The sequence below is a fragment of the Microbulbifer maximicatervae (SeqCode) genome, from assembly GCF_052467695.1.
Genome location: NZ_CP174320.1, coordinates 1,999,769 through 2,018,795, shown reverse-complemented (window position 1 = coordinate 2,018,795; position 19,027 = coordinate 1,999,769). Strand labels below are relative to the sequence as shown.

The 19,027-nt window shown below is 55.0% G+C and carries 17 protein-coding genes; 1 reads left to right on the top strand and 16 read right to left on the bottom strand.

Annotated features, from left to right (window positions below):
- Nucleotide 1: 1 nt before the first annotated feature.
- From rpmC to rpsJ, 10 genes are all read right to left on the bottom strand, one after another.
- Nucleotides 2-193: a 50S ribosomal protein L29 gene (rpmC, locus tag ACJJI8_RS08780; RefSeq protein ID WP_020411392.1), complete on the bottom strand. Its 192-nt coding sequence runs from the start codon at nucleotides 191-193 to the stop codon at nucleotides 2-4.
- The gene (gene rplP, locus ACJJI8_RS08775) at nucleotides 193-606 is read right to left on the bottom strand and encodes a 50S ribosomal protein L16 (RefSeq protein WP_282934395.1); all 414 of its coding nucleotides are present in this window, start codon (nucleotides 604-606) and stop codon (nucleotides 193-195) included. The genes rpmC and rplP overlap by 1 nt, the downstream gene beginning before the upstream one ends.
- An 11-nt stretch (nucleotides 607-617) precedes the next feature.
- Nucleotides 618-1,298 carry a 30S ribosomal protein S3 gene (gene rpsC / locus ACJJI8_RS08770; RefSeq protein ID WP_282934396.1) on the bottom strand — a complete coding sequence of 227 codons (681 nt, stop codon included), beginning with the start codon at nucleotides 1,296-1,298 and terminating at the stop codon, nucleotides 618-620.
- A 19-nt stretch (nucleotides 1,299-1,317) separates the two neighbouring features.
- A complete protein-coding gene (gene rplV, locus ACJJI8_RS08765) occupies nucleotides 1,318-1,650 on the bottom strand; it encodes a 50S ribosomal protein L22 (protein WP_282934397.1) in 333 nt (110 codons plus the stop codon).
- Between the two features lie 15 nt (nucleotides 1,651-1,665).
- Nucleotides 1,666-1,944, bottom strand: coding sequence for a 30S ribosomal protein S19 (rpsS, locus tag ACJJI8_RS08760; protein WP_069946924.1), 279 nt, complete (start codon nucleotides 1,942-1,944; stop codon nucleotides 1,666-1,668).
- 37 nt (nucleotides 1,945-1,981) lie between these two features.
- Nucleotides 1,982-2,806, bottom strand: coding sequence for a 50S ribosomal protein L2 (rplB, locus tag ACJJI8_RS08755; RefSeq protein WP_108731657.1), 825 nt, complete (start codon nucleotides 2,804-2,806; stop codon nucleotides 1,982-1,984).
- 14 nt (nucleotides 2,807-2,820) lie between these two features.
- Nucleotides 2,821-3,117 (bottom strand): 50S ribosomal protein L23, encoded by a 297-nt coding sequence (gene rplW / locus ACJJI8_RS08750; protein ID WP_282934398.1) that lies wholly within the window; start codon nucleotides 3,115-3,117, stop codon nucleotides 2,821-2,823.
- A complete protein-coding gene (gene rplD, locus ACJJI8_RS08745) occupies nucleotides 3,114-3,728 on the bottom strand; it encodes a 50S ribosomal protein L4 (protein WP_020411385.1) in 615 nt (204 codons plus the stop codon). Before rplD ends, rplW begins: the two co-directional genes overlap by 4 nt.
- A gap of 18 nt (nucleotides 3,729-3,746) precedes the next feature.
- Nucleotides 3,747-4,382, bottom strand: coding sequence for a 50S ribosomal protein L3 (rplC, locus tag ACJJI8_RS08740; protein WP_108731654.1), 636 nt, complete (start codon nucleotides 4,380-4,382; stop codon nucleotides 3,747-3,749).
- A 110-nt stretch (nucleotides 4,383-4,492) separates the two neighbouring features.
- Nucleotides 4,493-4,804 carry a 30S ribosomal protein S10 gene (gene rpsJ / locus ACJJI8_RS08735; RefSeq protein ID WP_010133849.1) on the bottom strand — a complete coding sequence of 104 codons (312 nt, stop codon included), beginning with the start codon at nucleotides 4,802-4,804 and terminating at the stop codon, nucleotides 4,493-4,495.
- A gap of 174 nt (nucleotides 4,805-4,978) precedes the next feature.
- On the opposite strand from rpsJ, the gene ACJJI8_RS08730 reads away from it, so the two are divergent.
- Nucleotides 4,979-5,455, top strand: a complete 477-nt coding sequence (locus ACJJI8_RS08730; protein ID WP_282934399.1) for an aminoacyl-tRNA deacylase — start codon at nucleotides 4,979-4,981, stop codon at nucleotides 5,453-5,455.
- A gap of 190 nt (nucleotides 5,456-5,645) precedes the next feature.
- Here ACJJI8_RS08730 and tuf read toward each other — a convergent pair whose 3' ends face one another.
- The 6 genes from tuf to rpoB form a co-directional block, all read right to left on the bottom strand.
- Nucleotides 5,646-6,839: an elongation factor Tu gene (gene tuf / locus ACJJI8_RS08725; protein WP_108731642.1), complete on the bottom strand. Its 1,194-nt coding sequence runs from the start codon at nucleotides 6,837-6,839 to the stop codon at nucleotides 5,646-5,648.
- A 76-nt stretch (nucleotides 6,840-6,915) separates the two neighbouring features.
- On the bottom strand, nucleotides 6,916-9,021 hold the full coding sequence (fusA, locus tag ACJJI8_RS08720; protein WP_444892717.1) for an elongation factor G: 2,106 nt from the start codon (nucleotides 9,019-9,021) through the stop codon (nucleotides 6,916-6,918).
- Between the two features lie 90 nt (nucleotides 9,022-9,111).
- On the bottom strand, nucleotides 9,112-9,582 hold the full coding sequence (rpsG, locus tag ACJJI8_RS08715; protein WP_152451131.1) for a 30S ribosomal protein S7: 471 nt from the start codon (nucleotides 9,580-9,582) through the stop codon (nucleotides 9,112-9,114).
- A 110-nt stretch (nucleotides 9,583-9,692) separates the two neighbouring features.
- On the bottom strand, nucleotides 9,693-10,067 hold the full coding sequence (gene rpsL, locus ACJJI8_RS08710) for a 30S ribosomal protein S12 (RefSeq protein ID WP_108731651.1): 375 nt from the start codon (nucleotides 10,065-10,067) through the stop codon (nucleotides 9,693-9,695).
- 250 nt (nucleotides 10,068-10,317) lie between these two features.
- Entirely contained in the window at nucleotides 10,318-14,547 is a 4,230-nt protein-coding gene (rpoC, locus tag ACJJI8_RS08705) for a DNA-directed RNA polymerase subunit beta' (RefSeq protein WP_282934401.1), read from the bottom strand.
- A gap of 135 nt (nucleotides 14,548-14,682) precedes the next feature.
- Nucleotides 14,683-18,756: a DNA-directed RNA polymerase subunit beta gene (gene rpoB, locus ACJJI8_RS08700; protein ID WP_444934811.1), complete on the bottom strand. Its 4,074-nt coding sequence runs from the start codon at nucleotides 18,754-18,756 to the stop codon at nucleotides 14,683-14,685.
- Nucleotides 18,757-19,027: the final 271 nt, after the last annotated feature.

Genomic DNA, 19,027 nt, shown 5'->3' with positions numbered 1-19,027 from the left:
ATTAATTACCTGCCTTCTCGGTCAACACAGTCTTTATGCGAGCAATGTCGCGACGAGTCTGCTTCAGCAGATGAGTCTGAGCCAGTTGACCGGTGGATTTTTGCATACGAAGCTTAAATTGAGCTTCGAGCTGGTTCAGCAGTTCCTGGTTCAGCTCTTCAACTGACTTTTCGCGTAGATCTGCAGTCTTCATTACATCACCGAACGCTTAACGAAAGTTGTTTTTACAGGCAGCTTGGCCGCAGCTAGTGCGAAAGCCTCACGAGCCAGCTCCTCGGACACACCCTCCATCTCATAGAGGACCTTGCCCGGCTGGATCTGAGCTACCCAGTATTCAACGCCACCTTTACCTTTACCCATTCGAACTTCGAGGGGCTTATTGGTAATGGGCTTGTCTGGAAACACACGAATCCAGATTTTACCGCCACGTTTAATGTGACGAGTCATTGCGCGACGAGCCGCTTCGATCTGGCGCGCAGTAATGCGACCACGACCGGTAGCCTTAAGGCCAAACTCGCCAAAGCTCACTTTAGAGCCGCGCTGAGCAAGACCGCGGTTGCGACCCTTCTGTACCTTGCGGAATTTTGTACGCTTTGGTTGCAGCATTTGCGTACCCCTTATTTAGCAGCTTTTTTGCGGCTCTTTACCGGCTTCTCATCGGGCACTTCGTCACCGATTACCTCGCCTTTAAAGATCCACACCTTGATACCGATGATGCCGTAAGTAGTCTTCGCTTCAACATTGGCGTAGTCGATGTTGGCGCGCAGGGTGTGCAGGGGCACACGGCCTTCGCGATACCATTCGGTACGCGCGATTTCTGCACCGCCGAGACGGCCACTTACTTGAATCTTGATACCTTCGGCACCCTGACGCATAGCGTTCTGTACGGCACGCTTCATAGCGCGACGGAACATAACACGGCGTTCCAGCTGCTGGGCAACGTTCTGGCCAACCAGAGCCGCGTCCATATCAGGCTTGCGCACTTCTTCGATGTCGATGTGCACAGGTACGCCCATCTGCGCGCTTACTTCTTTGCGCAGACGTTCTACGTCTTCACCTTTTTTACCGATCACGATGCCCGGACGTGCAGTGTGAATCTTCACACGTGCAGTGTTTGCCGGACGTTCGATCTCGATACGGCTCACAGAAGCGTGGGCCAGTTTTTTGCGAATGTATTCGCGAACTTTCAGATCCGTGTACAGCTTGTCTGCGTACTCGTCGCTGCCGGCATACCAAACAGAGGTATGCTTTTTAACGATACCCAGACGAATGCCGGTAGGATGTACTTTTTGTCCCATGGTTTTCTCGCCTGCTCTCTTATTTCTCGGCCACTTTCACAGTGATGTGACAAGTACGCTTAAGAATGCGATCAGCACGACCTTTAGCACGCGGCTTAATGCGCTTCATGGTCATACCTTCGTCCACAAAAATTGTGGAAACCTTCAGCTCGTCAACGTCAGCACCTTCGTTGTGCTCAGCGTTGGCAATGGCCGACTCCAGTACTTTCTTAATGATCGCCGCACCCTTTTTAGTACTGAAAGCCAGTATATCCAGGGCCTCTTCAACGCCTTTGCCGCGAACCTGATCAGCTACCAGTCGCGCCTTTTGCGCCGATAGACGTGCGCCGCGTAATTTTGCTGCTACTTCCATCTTTATAACCTCGGCTTAGCGCTTCTTCGCTTTCTTGTCCGCAGCATGACCGCGGTAAGTGCGGGTAGCAGCGAACTCGCCCAGTTTATGGCCAACCATTTCTTCGTTAACCAAAACGGGCACGTGTTGACGACCGTTGTGCACGGCAATCGTCAGTCCAACCATTTCCGGCATAATCATGGAACGGCGGGACCAGGTTTTAATCGGCCGACGATCGTTTGCTGCAATCGCTGCCTCCACCTTCTTGATCAAATGCAGATCAATAAAGGGACCTTTCTTTAATGAGCGTGGCACTGTCGATTCCTCTCTAGCTGCTCAGACATCGCGCGGCTTACTTGCCGCGACGACGTACTATCATCTTATCGGTGCGCTTGTTCTTGCGCGTTTTCTTACCCTTGGTCGGAACGCCCCACGGAGTAACCGGATGACGACCACCAGAGGTACGGCCTTCACCACCACCGTGCGGGTGATCTACCGGGTTCATCGCCACACCGCGAACGGTAGGACGAACACCACGCCAGCGTGCAGCACCAGCTTTACCCAGCTTGCGCAGGCTGTGCTCGGAGTTGCTCACTTCACCCAGGGTTGCGCGGCACTCAGCGAGAACCTTGCGCATTTCGCCGGAACGCAGACGAATGGTCGCATACTGACCTTCACGAGCTACCAGCTGCACAGAGGCACCAGCAGAACGGGCCAGCTGAGCGCCTTTGCCTGGCTTCAGCTCGATCGCGTGGATTACAGAACCTACCGGAACGTTGCGCAGAGGCAGAGTGTTACCCACAACAATCGGTGCGGCATCGCCGGACTGAATGGTGGCACCTGCTTTCAGGCCTTTCGGTGCGATAATGTAACGACGCTCACCGTCGGCGTAACACACCAGAGCGATGTGTGCGCTGCGGTTGGGATCGTACTCCAGACGCTCAACTTTAGCCGGAATACCGTCTTTGTTGCGCTTGAAGTCGATTACACGGTAGTGCTGCTTGTGGCCACCACCGATGTGACGGGTAGTGATACGACCATTGTTGTTACGGCCACCACTTTTGCTCTTGCTCTCCAACAGAGGAGCGTAAGGAGCACCCTTGTGCAGGTCGGTGTTAACAACCTTAACCAGGTGACGACGGCCGGCGGAGGTCGGTTTTGTTTTTACAATTGCCATTGTAACGGTCCCCTTTACTCAGCAGCTTCAAAATTGATGTCGCTGCCCTCAGCCAGGCGAACGTAGGCTTTTTTCCAATCGCTGCGCTGGCCCATGCCATTGCGAGTGCGCTTGGTTTTGCCCTTTACGTTCACGGTGCGAACCTGCTCAACGGAAACGTTAAACAGCTTTTCAACCGCAGCCTTGATCTCAGCTTTTTCGGCGTCGGTGGTAACCTTGAAAACTACCTGATTGGCGCTATCGGCCAGTCCAGCAGCTTTTTCGGAAATTACCGGGCCCAGCAGTACTTTGTAGAGTCGCTCTTGGTTCATCCCAGCACCTCTTCAATTTTCTTGAGCGCAGAAACGGTAACCACGACCTTATCAAAGCGAATCAGGCTTACTGGATCGATCGCCTGTACATCGCGGACGTCGATCTTGTGCAAGTTGCGTGCGGCCAGGTAGAGGTTTTCGCTAACCTCTTCAGTCACGATCAGCGCATCGGACAGGTCAAACTGAGCCAGTTTGCTTACCAGCTGCTTGGTCTTGGGTGCGTCCACATCAAAGGACTCAACCACTACCAGGCGCTCCTGACGAGCCAGCTCAGACAGAATGCAACGCAGTGCAGCGCGGTACATTTTTTTGTTCAGCTTAACGCTGTGATCGCGCGGATCAGCGGCGAAGGTTACGCCACCGGAACGCCACAGCGGGCTGCGGATAGTACCGGCACGTGCGCGGCCAGTACCTTTTTGGCGCCATGGCTTCTTACCACCACCAGAAACATCGGAACGATTTTTCTGCGCCTTGGTACCCTGGCGAGCGCCGGCCATGTAGGCCACAACTGCCTGGTGTACCAGATCTTGGTTGAACTCACGTCCGAAAGTCACTTCAGAGACAGCTACTGTGCCTTTAGCGCCTTCGGGAGTAGCGATATTCAGTTCCATATCTATTTCCCCTCAGACTTAGGCTTTAACTGCCGGACGAACGATAACGTTGCCACCGGGTGCACCGGGTACAGCGCCTTTAACCAACAGCAGGTTGCGTTCGGCATCGACACGAACCACTTCCAGGTTTTGCACGGTTACGCGCTCAGCACCCATATGTCCGGCCATCTTCTTGCCTTTCCATACGCGGCCAGGAGTCTGACATTGACCGATAGAACCGGGTGCGCGGTGAGACAGGGAGTTACCGTGGGTTGCGTCCTGGGTGCGGAAATTCCAACGCTTAACGCCGCCCTGGAAGCCTTTACCTTTGGAAGTGCCGGTTACGTCGATCATCTGGCCAGCTTCGAAGCTGGAAACAGTAATTTCAGAACCGATTTCGAAAGTCTCTTCGGAACCGTCAGTGCGCAGTTCGAAAAGATTTGTGCCAGCCTCTACATTGGCTTTGGCGAAGTGGCCCGCTGCGGGCTTGGAGACACGGGAAGCTTTGCGGCTGCCTACTGCTACTTGAACAGCGCTGTAACCGTCAGTTTCCTGAGTTTTCACTTGGGTGACGCGATTCGGAGCAACCTCAACAACGGTTACCGGAATGGATACGCCATCTTCAGTGAAGATGCGAGTCATGCCGCTCTTGCGGCCGACAATACCTATAGTCATCTTTTTTAACCTCTCAGTGCACGGGGCTTTAACCCACTGCGGCCGCCCAATTTCAGAGCGTTACACTACCCGGACCGTTTTCGTCCGGGATTCGGTAGTTAGTAAAAGTGTTAGCCGAGACTAATTTGGACCTCAACACCGGCCGCCAGATCGAGCTTCATCAGCGCGTCGACGGTTTTCTCGGTAGGCTCAACGATGTCCAGCAAACGCTTGTGAGTACGGATCTCATACTGATCGCGAGCGTCTTTATTAACGTGCGGGGAAATCAGTACGGTGTACTTCTCTTTGCGAGTCGGCAGCGGGATAGGACCGCGAACTTGTGCGCCAGTGCGCTTAGCCGTCTCTACGATCTCCTGAGTGGACGCGTCGATCAGCTTGTGATCGAAGGCCTTCAGGCGAATACGGATACGTTGACCCTGCATGGAATCAAACTCCAATTATTAACTAAAGAACGTCCTCTTACGCAGCCCCGAGGGCGGGCGAAAAGGAGCGCGAATTCTACGGGGAGCGCAGCAGGCTGTCAACTGTACAGGCTGATCAAATTTCAATCTGCTGAAACTACAATTGAGTACCCCAAGCGGAACGAGGTATCCACAATGACTATCGCCGCAACACTGAGTCAATATTTAAATGACCAATCGGTCGATTATCATCTGATTCAGCATCCACACACTCGCACCAGCCGGGAAAGTGCCCGCGCCGCCCATGTGCGTGAGGATCAGGTGGCAAAAGCGATTTTGCTTCAGGATATAGAGGGTTACGTAATGGCTGTGATCCCAGCCAGCAGCAGCCTCGACATGCGCTCTCTTCACAATGAGACAGGGCGAAACTCACTGCAAATGGTCTCGGAAACCGAGCTCGGCGCCATATTCCCAGACTGTGAACTGGGCGCCCTGCCCGCCCTAGGCCAGGCTTACGGAATTACCACCCTGCTAGACACCAGTCTTGGACACCGTGAAACCATTTACTTTGAGGCCGGTGACCACGAAGAGCTGGTCGAGATGAGCGGCCCTCAATTCACCAAGCTGTTTGCGGGCAGCAGAAGCTGTGATTTAAGCCGGGATTGGCCATAAGCTCGCTAGATTAAAAGCAAATATTAGCGGCCGCAGATATGCCGGAAAGGATTCAATATTGAGCCCCTAACAGAGAGGGGTGATGCTCGCAGCACCAAACAACACCAGCTGGTGCAAGTAGGCAATTATCGGGCACAAAAAAAGCCGCAGCGCGTCCGCTGCGGCTTTTTATTTAGATCAGGAGTAACTATTACTCGATGATCTTGGCAACAACGCCCGCACCTACGGTACGACCACCTTCGCGGATAGCGAAGCGCAGGCCGTCTTCCATGGCGATCGGAGCGATCAGGGTAACAACCATTTGAATGTTGTCGCCCGGCATTACCATTTCAGTACCTTCCGGCAGCTCTACCGCACCAGTTACGTCGGTAGTACGGAAGTAGAACTGAGGACGGTAGCCTTTGAAGAAGGGGGTGTGACGACCACCTTCGTCCTTGGACAGTACATACACTTCCGCTTCGAACTTGGTGTGCGGAGTGATGGAGCCCGGCTTAGCCAGTACCTGACCACGCTCTACTTCGTCACGCTTGGTGCCGCGCAGCAGTGCGCCGATGTTCTCACCAGCACGACCTTCGTCGAGCAGCTTGCGGAACATTTCAACACCAGTACAGGTAGTAGTGGTGGTTTCTTTGATACCAACGATTTCGATCTCGTCGCCAGTGTTGATCACACCGCGCTCTACACGACCAGTTACAACGGTACCACGGCCAGAGATAGAGAATACATCTTCGATCGGCATCAGGAACGGCTGATCTACAGCGCGCTCTGGCTCAGGGATGTACTCGTCCAGAGTCTCTACCAGCTTCTTAACAGCGGTAGTACCCATTTCGTTGTCGTCTTCGCCGTTCAGGGCCATCAGAGCGGAACCAACGATGATCGGAGTGTCGTCACCTGGGAACTCGTACTGGTCCAGAAGTTCGCGAACTTCCATTTCCACCAGCTCGAGCAGCTCTTCGTCGTCTACCATGTCCGCTTTGTTCAGGAATACAACGATGTAAGGTACACCTACCTGACGGGAAAGCAGGATGTGCTCACGAGTCTGTGGCATGGGGCCGTCAGCTGCGGAACATACCAGGATAGCGCCGTCCATCTGAGCAGCACCGGTGATCATGTTCTTAACGTAGTCGGCGTGTCCCGGGCAATCTACGTGCGCGTAGTGGCGAGTCGGGGACTCGTACTCAACGTGAGAAGTAGCGATGGTGATACCGCGCTCACGCTCTTCCGGTGCATTGTCGATACCGTCGAAAGCAACAGCGTCACCGCCCCAAACTTCCGCACATACGCGGGTCAGAGCAGCGGTCAGGGTGGTTTTACCGTGGTCAACGTGACCGATGGTGCCCACGTTCACGTGGGGCTTGGAACGTTCAAACTTTTCTTTTGCCATCTTTAGATGTCCTCTAGCTAAAAGTTTGCCAAAGGGGCCCCAGCTGTTGGCCCGGCCCCCTTTAAGCAGAAGTTAATTAGGCCTTAGTCTTGGCGATGATCTCATCGGCAACATTTTTCGGCGCTTCGGCGTACTTCAGGAATTCCATGGTGTAGGTAGCACGGCCCTGAGTAGCAGAACGCAGGTCGGTTGCGTAACCGAACATTTCTGCCAGAGGTACTTCCGCATTGACAACCTTACCGGAGGGGTTGTCTTCCATACCCTGGATGAGACCACGGCGACGGTTGAGGTCACCAACCACATCACCCATGTTCTCTTCCGGAGTTACCACTTCCACCTTCATCATCGGCTCGAGCAGCACCGCACCGCCCTGACTGGACAGCTTCTTGGTCGCCATAGAACCGGCGATCTTAAACGCCATTTCATTGGAGTCCACATCGTGGAAGGAACCGTCGTACAGAGTCGCCTTCAGGCCCAGCAGCGGATAGCCAGCCAGAACACCGTTCTTCATCTGCTCTTCGATACCTTTCTGTACCGCAGGAATGTATTCCTTCGGTACCGCACCGCCCACGATTTCGTTAACGAATTCCAGACCTTCCTGAGACTCGTCTTCGGCGGGCTCAAACTTCACCCATACGTGACCGTACTGACCGCGACCACCGGACTGACGAACGAACTTACCTTCGATCTCAGAGGTGTTGCGGATAGTTTCACGGTAGGCAACCTGAGGCTTACCGATGTTCGCTTCAACGTTGAACTCACGCTTCATGCGGTCAACGATGATATCCAGGTGCAATTCACCCATACCGGAGATAATGGTCTGACCGGTTTCCTCGTCAGTCTTCACGCGGAAGGACGGATCTTCCTGGGCCAGCTTGCCGAGGGCAATACCCATTTTTTCCTGGTCCGGCTTGGACTTGGGCTCAACCGCAACAGAAATTACCGGCTCGGGAAACTCCATACGCTCCAGAACAATCTTGTTGTCTTCGGCACACAGGGTGTCACCAGTGGTTACGTCTTTCAGACCAATCGCAGCAGCGATGTCACCAGCCAGTACTTCTTTAATTTCCTGACGATCGTTGGAGTGCATCTGCACCATACGACCGACACGCTCTTTCTTCATTTTTACGGAGTTGTATACCGCAGTACCGCTCTCCAGCTTACCGGAGTAAACACGGAAGAAAGTCAGGGTACCAACGAAGGGATCGGTAGCAATTTTGAACGCCAGTGCAGCGAACGGCGCGTTGTCGTCAGCTTCGCGGCTCTCAACAGTTTCGCCATCTTCCAGAGTACCTTCGATCGCCTTAACTTCAGTCGGCGCCGGCAGGTATTCGATAACTGCGTCCAGTACAGCCTGTACACCCTTGTTCTTGAACGCAGAACCGCCCAGAACCGGTACAATTTCGTTGGCCAGGGTACGCTGACGGATAGCTGCCTTGATTTCTTCTTCGGACAGCTCACCTTCTTCCAGGTATTTTTCCATCAACTCTTCGCTGGCTTCAGCGGCCGCTTCTACCAGGTACTCGCGCATTTCGTCGCACTCGTCCTGCAGCTCAGCGGGGATGTCAGCGTAGTCGAAAGTCATGCCCTGGTCGGCTTCATTCCACAGAATGGCCTTCATCTTCACCAGGTCAACAACACCCTTGAACTCGTCCTCAGAGCCGATGGTCATCTGCAGAGGTACAGCATTCGCGTTCAAGCGGTCTTTCAGCTGGCTCACAACGTTGCGGTAGTTCGCACCGGCGCGGTCCATTTTGTTTACGAATACCATGCGCGGTACTTCGTATTTGTTCGCCTGGCGCCATACGGTTTCAGTCTGAGGCTGAACACCAGAGGAGCCACACAGTACAACAACAGCACCGTCGAGTACGCGCAGGGAGCGCTCAACTTCAATAGTGAAGTCAACGTGTCCTGGGGTATCGATGATGTTTACGCGGTGCTGGTCGAATTGCTGCTGCATGCCAGACCAGAAACAGGTAGTTGCAGCAGAAGTAATGGTGATACCACGCTCCTGCTCCTGCTCCATCCAGTCCATGGTGGCAGCACCTTCGTGTACTTCACCAATTTTGTGGGATAGACCAGTGTAGAAAAGTACGCGCTCGGTAGTAGTGGTTTTACCGGCGTCTACGTGGGCACAGATACCGATGTTACGGTAACGTGCGATGGGCGTTTTACGTGCCACAGTTGTATCCTCGATATAACGGCAAAAGGCAGCCTGGAATTTTCCGTGCTGCCTTTCGGTATTAATTTCCGATGTTGGTATTCATCAGACTTAGAAGCGGTAGTGAGAGAATGCCTTGTTGGCTTCTGCCATGCGGTGTACATCTTCACGCTTCTTGACCGCGCCACCCTTGTTTTGGGCTGCATCGATCATTTCGTTGGCCAGACGCTGAGCCATAGATTTCTCACCGCGCTTACGGGAGAACTCCACCAACCAACGCATTGCCAGAGCCGTACGACGCGAGGGGCGCACTTCTACAGGCACCTGATACGTCGCACCACCAACACGGCGGGACTTTACTTCCACCATAGGCGCGATATTTTCCAAAGACTCCTCGAATACTTCGATCGGATCTTTGTTCAATTTTTCAGAAATAGTTTCAAGTGCACCGTATACGATACGCTCTGCAACTGACTTCTTGCCGCTGATCATGACGTGGTTCATGAACTTGGCCAGGGTGACGTTCCCGAACTTGGGGTCCGGTAGCACTTCGCGCTTGGCGACTACTCGTCTTCTCGGCATGGGTATTGCCTCTCTTCAGGGTTATTCTGAGACGCCGCCGTAAAACATTACAATCCGGCGAGCTCAGCCTTACTCCGGTTGGAAACCGAAACGCAAATCGTTAAAGGTGATTAACCTTTAGGACGCTTGGCGCCGTACTTAGAACGGCCCTGCTTGCGATCGTTTACGCCGGCACAGTCAAGTGCACCGCGTACAGTGTGGTAGCGCACACCCGGCAGGTCTTTTACACGACCGCCGCGAATCAGTACCACGCTGTGCTCTTGCAGGTTGTGGCCTTCACCACCGATGTACGAAGTTACTTCGTAACCGCTGGTCAGACGCACACGGCAAACCTTACGCAGTGCAGAGTTCGGCTTCTTCGGTGTAGTGGTGTACACACGAGTGCAAACTCCGCGACGCTGCGGGCTAGCCTGCAGAGCAGGAACGTCGCTTTTTTCAACTTTGCGTTTTCTCGGCTTACGAACCAACTGGTTGATCGTTGCCATTAAAAATCACTCCAAAAATAAAATGCCCCCACCTCTAACAGTGAGGGCCTATCGTCTGTGTGTATCGTCCGATCCTGGGATCAAACGGAACACCCCACATAAGCGGGGGCCGCATTCTATAAGCGACAACCCGCCTAGTCAATCGGCGACGGAAGTAAGTGCTTACATCACAGACAGTCGCCAATATCAGATCGGGCACCTAAGTGCCCCAACCTACCCCACTCCACCAACAGATAGAGTGGGATACGCCTTATTCGCCTGAGGACTTCAGAGCCTCAGTCAGAGCTGCTTCAACCTCAGCTGCGGAAGGTCCTTCACCGAAGGCCTCTTCCAACTGCAGGCTGCGTTTGCGCTTGCGCTCGCTGTGGTAAGCCAGACCGGTACCAGCCGGGATCAGTCGACCCACAACCACGTTCTCTTTCAAGCCGCGCAGGTTGTCTTCCTTACCAGTTACCGCCGCTTCGGTCAGAACGCGAGTGGTTTCCTGGAACGAAGCCGCTGACAGGAAGGACTCAGTTGCCAGGGACGCTTTGGTAATACCCAGCAGCAGGCGCTCGAACTGAGCGGGCTGCTTGTTCTCGGCACGCAGCTGTTCGTTCTCTTCGATCACGCGCTGGTATTCAACCTGGTCGCCCTTAATCAAGCTGGAATCACCCATCTCGGTGACTTCAACTTTACGCAGCATCTGACGCACGATGGTTTCGATGTGCTTATCGTTAATACCTACACCCTGGAGGCGGTAAACCTCCTGGATCTCGTTGGTGATGTAGCGAGCCAGCTCTTCAACACCTTTCAGGCGCAGAATATCGTGCGGGTTGGACGGGCCATCGGAGATAACCTCACCCTTCTCTACGGTTTCACCTTCGAACACGGTCAGCTGGCGGTGCTTTGGAATCAGAACCTCGTAGTGGTCCTTACCATTGGCCAGCGGCTTGCCGTCGCGCGGAGTAATCTGCAGACGAACCTTGCCTTTGGTCTCCTTACCGAAGGAAACGGTACCGGAGATTTCCGCCAGAATGGACGGCTCTTTCGGCTTACGCGCTTCAAACAGGTCGGCAACGCGGGGCAGACCACCGGTGATATCCTTGGTACCGCCGGATTCCTGCGGAATACGTGCAATTACGTCACCCACGTTCACCTGCTTACCTTCAGCCAGGCTGAGGATTGCACGCGGCGGCAAGGCGTAGTGCGCAGGCGCATTACTGTTCGCCAGAGTCAACTCTTCGCCGTTCTCATCCAGCAGGGTTACCGCTGGGCGCAGATCTTTACCCGCTGCCGGGCGCTCGGCCGGATCGATAATCTCGATAGAAGACAGACCGGTGATATCGTCGGTCTGCTTGCGGATGGAGAGCCCTTCTTCCATACCGGACAGTTTCACCCAACCGGCTACCTCGGTGATGATCGGGTGGGTGTGCGGGTCCCACTTGGCCACGATCTGGCCACCGTCTACCTCGGCACCTTCGTAGACGCTGATCACAGCACCGTAAGGTAGCTTGTAGCGCTCGCGCTCGCGACCGGCGCTGTCGGCAATCGCCAGCTCACCGGAACGGGACACGGCTACCAGAGTGCCAACTTCGGTCTTAACCGTCTTAACATTATGCAGACGTACGGTACCGCCCTGCTTCACCTGGATGCTGTCCGCAGCAGAGGCACGGCTTGCAGCACCACCGATGTGGAAGGTACGCATGGTCAACTGGGTGCCCGGCTCACCGATGGACTGTGCGGCAACAACGCCCACAGACTCACCCGGGTTGGCGCGGTGGCCACGGGCCAGGTCGCGGCCGTAACACTGGGCACAGATACCGTGTGCAGTCTCACAGGTGATCGGGGAGCGAACCAGAACCTCATCGATGCCCATGGCTTCGATGCGCTCTACCCACTTCTCGTCGATCATAGTGCCGGCGGAAACGGCGATTTCATCACTGCCTGGCTTCAGTACATCGCGGGCCACTACACGACCGAGGATACGGTCACCGAGAGATTCGATAACGTCACCGCCCTCGATTACCGGCGCCATGGTCAGACCGTCGTCGGTGCCACAATCCAGCTCGGTAATTACCACGTCTTGGGCCACGTCAACCAGACGACGGGTCAGGTAACCGGAGTTAGCGGTTTTCAGTGCGGTATCCGCCAGACCTTTACGAGCACCGTGGGTCGAGATGAAGTACTGCTGTACAGTCAGGCCTTCACGGAAGTTTGCCGTAATGGCGTTCTCGATAATGGAGCCATCCGGACGGGCCATCAGACCACGCATACCAGCGAGCTGACGGATCTGAGCTTCAGAACCACGAGCACCGGAGTCTGCGTACATATATACAGAGTTGAAGGAGTCCTGCTTGGTCTCGTTGCCCTCGCGGTCGATCACCTTCTCTTTCTTGATACCGGCCATCATCGCCTGGGTTACCTTGTCGTTGGTGCGGGACCAAACGTCGATAACCTTGTTGTACTTCTCACCCTGGGTTACCAGGCCGGAAGCAAACTGGCTTTCAATCTCTTTCACTTCCGCTTCAGCGGCATCGATCAGTTCAGCTTTTTCCGCCGGAATCTCAAAGTCGTTCACACCAATGGAGGAACCGGACTTGGTAGAGAAGTCGAAACCGGTGTACATCAGCTGGTCGGCAAAAATAACCGTCGCCTTCAGGCCTACCTTGCGGTAACACTCGTTCAGGGCGCGGGAGATCGCCTTTTTCTTCATCGGCTGGTTAACGTGCGCAAACGGCAGGCCTTCCGGCACGATGTTCCACAGCAGCGCGCGGCCTACAGTGGTGTCCTGAATGGAGATAGTCTCGTGCTTCTCACCGTCTTCGCCGACGATATTTTCGCGGATACGCACCTTGATCTTCGCTTGCAGACCAACCTGCTTGGCGTAGAAAGCGCGGCTCACTTCTTTGATATCGGAGAAGAACATGCCTTCGCCTTTATCGTTAACGCGCTCACGGGTCATCCAGTACAGACCCAGTACCACGTCCTGGGACGGTACGATGATCGGCTCACCGTTGGCAGGCGACAGGATGTTGTTGGTGGACATCATCAGCGCGCGGGATTCCAGCTGCGCTTCGATCGTCAGCGGTACGTGTACCGCCATCTGGTCACCGTCGAAGTCGGCGTTATAGGCCGCACAAACCAGCGGGTGCAGCTGGATTGCCTTACCTTCAATCAGTACCGGTTCAAACGCCTGGATACCCAGACGGTGAAGGGTCGGTGCACGGTTAAGCAGTACCGGGTGCTCGCGGATCACTTCGTCGAGGATATCCCAAACAACAGCTTCCTCGCGCTCAACCATCTTCTTGGCAGCTTTGATCGTAGTGGCCAGGCCACGGGATTCCAGCTTGCCAAAGATAAACGGCTTAAACAGTTCCAGTGCCATCTTCTTGGGCAGACCACACTGGTGCAGACGCAGGGTCGGACCTACCACGATCACGGAACGACCGGAGTAGTCAACACGCTTACCCAGCAGGTTCTGACGGAAACGACCCTGCTTACCTTTAATCATGTCAGCCAGGGACTTCAGCGGGCGCTTGTTGGAGCCGGTGATGGCGCGACCACGACGGCCGTTATCCAGCAGTGCGTCAACAGATTCCTGCAGCATGCGCTTTTCGTTGCGCACGATAATGTCCGGCGCGTTCAGCTCAAGTAGACGCTTCAGACGGTTGTTACGGTTGATCACACGACGGTAGAGGTCGTTCAGATCGGAGGTCGCGAAACGACCGCCATCCAGCGGTACCAGCGGGCGCAGATCCGGCGGCAGAACCGGCAGAGCCTTCATCACCATCCACTCCGGGTTGTTGCCGGACTTGTAGAAGGCTTCCAGCAGCTTCAGGCGCTTGGACAGTTTCTTGATCTTGGTTTCGGAGTTGGTCGCCGGGATCTCTTCGCGCAGGCGCTGGATTTCTGCGGGCAGCTCGATATCCGCCATCAGCTCCTGGATCGCCTCGGCACCCATTTTCGCTTCAAACTCGTCGGCGAACTCTTCCATCGCCTCAAAGTACTGCTCGTCATTCAGCAGCTGGCCGCGCTCCAGGGTAGTCATACCCGGCTCGGTAACAACGTAAGATTCGAAGTACAGCACGCGCTCGATATCGCGCAGGGTCATGTCCAGCAGCAGGCCGATACGGGACGGCAGGGACTTCAGGAACCAGATGTGTGCAACCGGGCTGGCCAGCTCGATGTGACCCATGCGCTCACGGCGAACCTTGGCCTTGGTCACTTCAACGCCACACTTCTCACAGATAATGCCGCGGTGCTTCATGCGCTTGTACTTACCGCACAGGCACTCGTAGTCTTTTACCGGGCCAAAGATCTTGGCACAGAACAAGCCTTCACGCTCAGGCTTAAAGGTACGGTAGTTGATGGTCTCCGGCTTTTTCACTTCGCCGTAGGACCAGGAGCGAATCATGTCCGGTGATGCCAGACCGATACGAATCGCATCAAACTCTTCCAGCTGCTCCTGGGACTTCACCAGATTTAATAAATCTTTCAAGGCCTTTCCTCCACTAGGGGGTAGTCAACCCGGCACTCGCACTAGCCGCCGGGCTAGCCAGCTGCCCCACTGCTTCGAGGGGCGCTGGCACTTGTCTCATTTCACCTGCCAACAGGCTTCGGTACGGGTTCGGATTTACTCGTGCTCAAGCTCGAAGTTCATACCGAGAGAGCGGATTTCCTTAACCAGTACGTTGAAGGATTCCGGCATGCCCGGCTCCATGCGGTGGTCGGAGTCCACGATGTTCTTGTACATCTTGGTACGGCCTTCCACGTCATCGGATTTAACCGTGAGCATTTCCTGCAGGGTGTATGCAGCGCCGTAAGCTTCCAGCGCCCACACTTCCATCTCCCCGAAACGCTGACCACCGAACTGGGCTTTACCACCCAGCGGCTGCTGGGTAACCAGGCTGTAGGAACCGGTAGAACGCGCGTGCATCTTGTCGTCTACCAAGTGGTTCAGCTTCAGCATGTACATGTAGCCCACAGTTACCGGACGCTCGAAAGCATCGCCGGTGCGGCCGTCGTGCAGGGTGATCTGACCGGAATCCGGGATATCGGCAAGACGCAGCAGCTGCTTGATCTCACTTTCATCGGCACCGTCAAATACCGGGGTCGCCATAGGTACACCGCGACGCAGGTTTTGCGCCATGGTCATGACTTCCTCATCGGAGAACTCGTCGAGTTCTTCCTTGCGTCCGCCAGTGGAGTTGTAGACCTCTTCCAGGAATCCGCGCACCTTGGCGATTTCCTGCTGCTCCTTGATCATCTTGTCGACTTTAACGCCGAGGCCTTTAGCGGCCATGCCCAAGTGCATTTCCAGAACCTGACCAACGTTCATCCGCGAGGGAACGCCCAGCGGGTTCAGGACGATATCTACCGGCTCACCGTTTTGGTCATAAGGCATGTCCTCAACGGGCTTGATTACGGAGATAACACCTTTGTTACCGTGACGACCGGCCATCTTGTCGCCCGGCTGGATGCGGCGTTTGATCGCCAGGTAAACCTTGACGATTTTCAGCACGCCCGGAGCCAGGTCATCGCCGGACTCCAGTTTCTTCTTCTTGTCTTCGAAGGCTTCGTCGAGCAGCTTGCGACGCTCTTTCAGCTGAGCTTCCGCTTTTTCCAGCTGATCGTTCAGGCTGTCGTCTTCCATACGCAGCTTGAACCAGTCTTCGCGCGGCAGGGCGGCGAGGACTTCAGCGGTCATCTCATCGCCCTTCTTAACGCCCTTACCACCGGCGGCCTTTTGGCCCAGCAGAGCTTGTTGCAGACGCTCGAAGGTCGCACCTTCTACAATGCGATATTCCTCGTTCAGATCCTTGCGGACCTCGTCCAGCTGTGACTTCTCGATATCGAGGGAGCGCTGGTCTTTCTGCAGGCCGTCGCGGGTAAATACCTGAACGTCGATCACCGTACCGCGGGTGCCACTGGGCGCGCGCAGGGAGGTGTCCTTAACGTCGGAAGCTTTCTCTCCGAAGATTGCGCGCAGCAGTTTTTCTTCCGGAGTCAGCTGGGCTTCGCCCTTCGGAGTGACCTTACCGACCAGGATATCGCCAGCGCCTACTTCTGCGCCGATGTATACGATGCCGGACTCGTCCAGCTTATTCAGGGCAGATTCGCCAACATTGGGGATATCCGCAGTAATTTCCTCACTGCCCAGCTTGGTATCGCGGGCAATACAGGTCAGCTCCTGAATGTGGATGGTGGTGAAGCGGTCTTCCTGTACAACGCGCTCACTGATGAGGATGGAGTCCTCAAAGTTGTAACCATTCCAGGGCATAAATGCGATGCGCATATTCTGGCCCAGAGCCAGCTCACCCAGGTCTACAGAGGGACCATCGGCGAGAATATCGCCACGGACTACACGATCGCCAGTATTAACGATCGGGCGCTGGTTGATACAGGTATTCTGGTTGGAGCGGATGTATTTGGTCAGGTTGTAGATATCCACACCTGCATCACCGGCTTCCACCTCAGCATCGGCCACGCGAACAACCACACGGCTGGAATCAACGCGCTCAATAATGCCGCCGCGCTTGGCAACCACACACACGCCGGAGTCGCGCGCTACAGTGCGCTCCATACCGGTGCCCACCAGCGGCTTTTCAGCGCGCAGGGTCGGTACCGCCTGACGTTGCATGTTCGATCCCATCAATGCACGGTTGGCGTCATCGTGCTCGAGGAATGGAATCATCGCCGCAGCTACGGAAACCACCTGCTTGGCGGAAACATCCATATACTGGATTTCGCTCGGTGCTTTCAGGGTAAATTCGCCCTGGTGACGCACGCTGATCAGGTCATCAACAAAGTTACCGTTGTCATCTACTTCCGCAGACGCCTGGGCAATAATGAAGTTGGCTTCATTGATCGCGGACAGGTACGCAATTTCATCAGTTACCTTGCCATCGACCACTTTGCGGTAGGCGCTCTCGAGGAAACCGTAATGGTTGGCGCGGGCGTAAGTAGCCAGGGAGTTAATCAGACCGATGTTCGGTCCTTCCGGCGTCTCAATCGGACATACGCGGCCGTAGTGAGTCGGGTGTACATCGCGCACCTCAAAGCCAGCGCGCTCACGGGTCAAACCACCCGGGCCGAGGGCGGAAACACGACGCTTGTGAGTCACTTCCGACAGCGGGTTGTTCTGGTCCATAAACTGGGACAGCTGCGAGGAACCGAAGAATTCCTTCACGGCAGCGGCAACCGGCTTGGCATTGATCAGGTCCTGAGGCATCAGGCCTTCGGACTCCGCCATGGACAGGCGCTCTTTAACAGCGCGCTCTACACGTACCAGGCCAACGCGGAACTGGTTTTCAGCCATTTCGCCTACGGAACGCACGCGACGGTTACCCAGGTGATCGATATCGTCGACCATGCCCTGACCGTTGCGGATATCGATCAGAGTCTTCAGAACTTCGACGATATCTTCTTTGCTCAGAGTGCCGGGGCCAGTCTCGTCTTCGCGACCCAGGCGTCGGTTGAACTTCATGCGGCCAACAGCGGACAGGTCGTAACGCTCGTCGGTAAAGAACAAGTTCTCGAACAGCGCTTCTGCGGACTCCTTGGTGGGCGGTTCGCCCGGGCGCATCATACGGTAGATCTCTACCAGCGCTTCCAACACAGTGCGAGAAGGCTCTGCACGCAGGGTGTCGGAGATAAACGGACCGCGATCCAGGTCGTTGGTGTACAGGGTTTGGAAACTCTTAACGTTCAGTACACGCAGCTTGGCGATTACTTCATCAGTAATCTCGGTGTTACAGTCGATCGCGATCTCACCGGTGGACTCATCGATGATGTCGTTCGCCAGTACACGGCCAAACAGGTACTCGAGCGGTGCTTCCAGCTTTTCTACGCCGGCCTTTTCCAACTGACGGATATGACGCGGGGTAATACGGCGACCCTCTTCGACAATCACCTTGCCCTGGCCGTCTTTGATGTCAAAAGAAGCAACATCACCGCGCAGGCGAGACGGAATCAGCTCCAGGCTGACACGGTCTTCCAACAGCTCAAAGGTGCTGGTCTCGAAGAACATTTCCAGCATTTCCTGGGAGGTGTAACCCAAGGCACGCAGCAGAATAGTCGCTGGCAATTTACGGCGACGATCGATACGCACAAACACCAGGTCTTTCGGATCGAACTCGAAGTCCAGCCATGAGCCACGGTAGGGGATGACACGCGCGGCGTACAACAGCTTACCGGAAGAGTGAGTCTTGCCTTTGTCGTGATCGAAGAATACACCCGGGGAACGGTGCAGCTGGGATACGATAACGCGCTCGGTACCATTGATTACGAAGGTACCGTTGTCGGTCATGAGCGGAATCTCGCCCATGTAAACTTCCTGCTCTTTAATGTCCTTAATGGACTTATTCGCAGATTCTTTATCGTAAATAATCAGACGCACGCGCACGCGCAGCGGACATGCATAGGTAACGCCGCGCAGGGTACATTCCTTAACGTCAAAAGCGGGCTTACCCAGCGTATAACTTACGTACTCCAGGGCGGCATTGCCGGAATAGCTGACAATCGGAAATACAGATTTAAACGCCGCTTGCAGGCCAACGTCCATACGGTCGTCGGGGCGCTTGTCGGCCTGTGTAAAGTTGCGATAAGAATCGAGCTGTATCGCAAGCAGAAAGGGCACATCCATGACCTTAGGCAGTTTGCCAAAATCCTTGCGGATACGTTTTTTCTCAGTATATGAGTAAGCCATTCAAATTCCCCAGCTTGATCAGTGACAAGACTTCGTGGGACTCCAGTCCAGAGCCCCTCCGGGCGAGAAGCCTCTGGTCAATGCAACTTGCCTGCACTGGCCAGAAACCTCTCCGCTTGCTTTTGGGTAGCGCTACTGCGCTATGGTTAAATGAGGTTTGCCACGGTTTTTAAATCCCGCCGGCACCGGTAAAAACCTCAGTACCGCAAACGGCAAAAAGGCCGGCGGACAAAAGTCCACCAGCCTTACCGCTACCCGCCGCTTTACGCGA

What these genes read in the sequence shown, in the direction of transcription:
- rpmC (WP_020411392.1), bottom strand. Translation starts at nt 193, where the DNA reads ATGAAGACTGCAGATCTACGCGAAAAGTCAGTTGAAGAGCTGAACCAG.
- rplP (WP_282934395.1), bottom strand. Translation starts at nt 606, where the DNA reads ATGCTGCAACCAAAGCGTACAAAATTCCGCAAGGTACAGAAGGGTCGC.
- rpsC (WP_282934396.1), bottom strand. Translation starts at nt 1,298, where the DNA reads ATGGGACAAAAAGTACATCCTACCGGCATTCGTCTGGGTATCGTTAAA.
- rplV (WP_282934397.1), bottom strand. Translation starts at nt 1,650, where the DNA reads ATGGAAGTAGCAGCAAAATTACGCGGCGCACGTCTATCGGCGCAAAAG.
- rplB (WP_108731657.1), bottom strand. Translation starts at nt 2,806, where the DNA reads ATGGCAATTGTAAAAACAAAACCGACCTCCGCCGGCCGTCGTCACCTG.
- rplW (WP_282934398.1), bottom strand. Translation starts at nt 3,117, where the DNA reads ATGAACCAAGAGCGACTCTACAAAGTACTGCTGGGCCCGGTAATTTCC.
- rplD (WP_020411385.1), bottom strand. Translation starts at nt 3,728, where the DNA reads ATGGAACTGAATATCGCTACTCCCGAAGGCGCTAAAGGCACAGTAGCT.
- rplC (WP_108731654.1), bottom strand. Translation starts at nt 4,382, where the DNA reads ATGACTATAGGTATTGTCGGCCGCAAGAGCGGCATGACTCGCATCTTC.
- rpsJ (WP_010133849.1), bottom strand. Translation starts at nt 4,804, where the DNA reads ATGCAGGGTCAACGTATCCGTATTCGCCTGAAGGCCTTCGATCACAAG.
- ACJJI8_RS08730 (WP_282934399.1), top strand. Translation starts at nt 4,979, where the DNA reads ATGACTATCGCCGCAACACTGAGTCAATATTTAAATGACCAATCGGTC.
- tuf (WP_108731642.1), bottom strand. Translation starts at nt 6,839, where the DNA reads ATGGCAAAAGAAAAGTTTGAACGTTCCAAGCCCCACGTGAACGTGGGC.
- rpsG (WP_152451131.1), bottom strand. Translation starts at nt 9,582, where the DNA reads ATGCCGAGAAGACGAGTAGTCGCCAAGCGCGAAGTGCTACCGGACCCC.
- rpsL (WP_108731651.1), bottom strand. Translation starts at nt 10,067, where the DNA reads ATGGCAACGATCAACCAGTTGGTTCGTAAGCCGAGAAAACGCAAAGTT.
- rpoB (WP_444934811.1), bottom strand. Translation starts at nt 18,756, where the DNA reads ATGGCTTACTCATATACTGAGAAAAAACGTATCCGCAAGGATTTTGGC.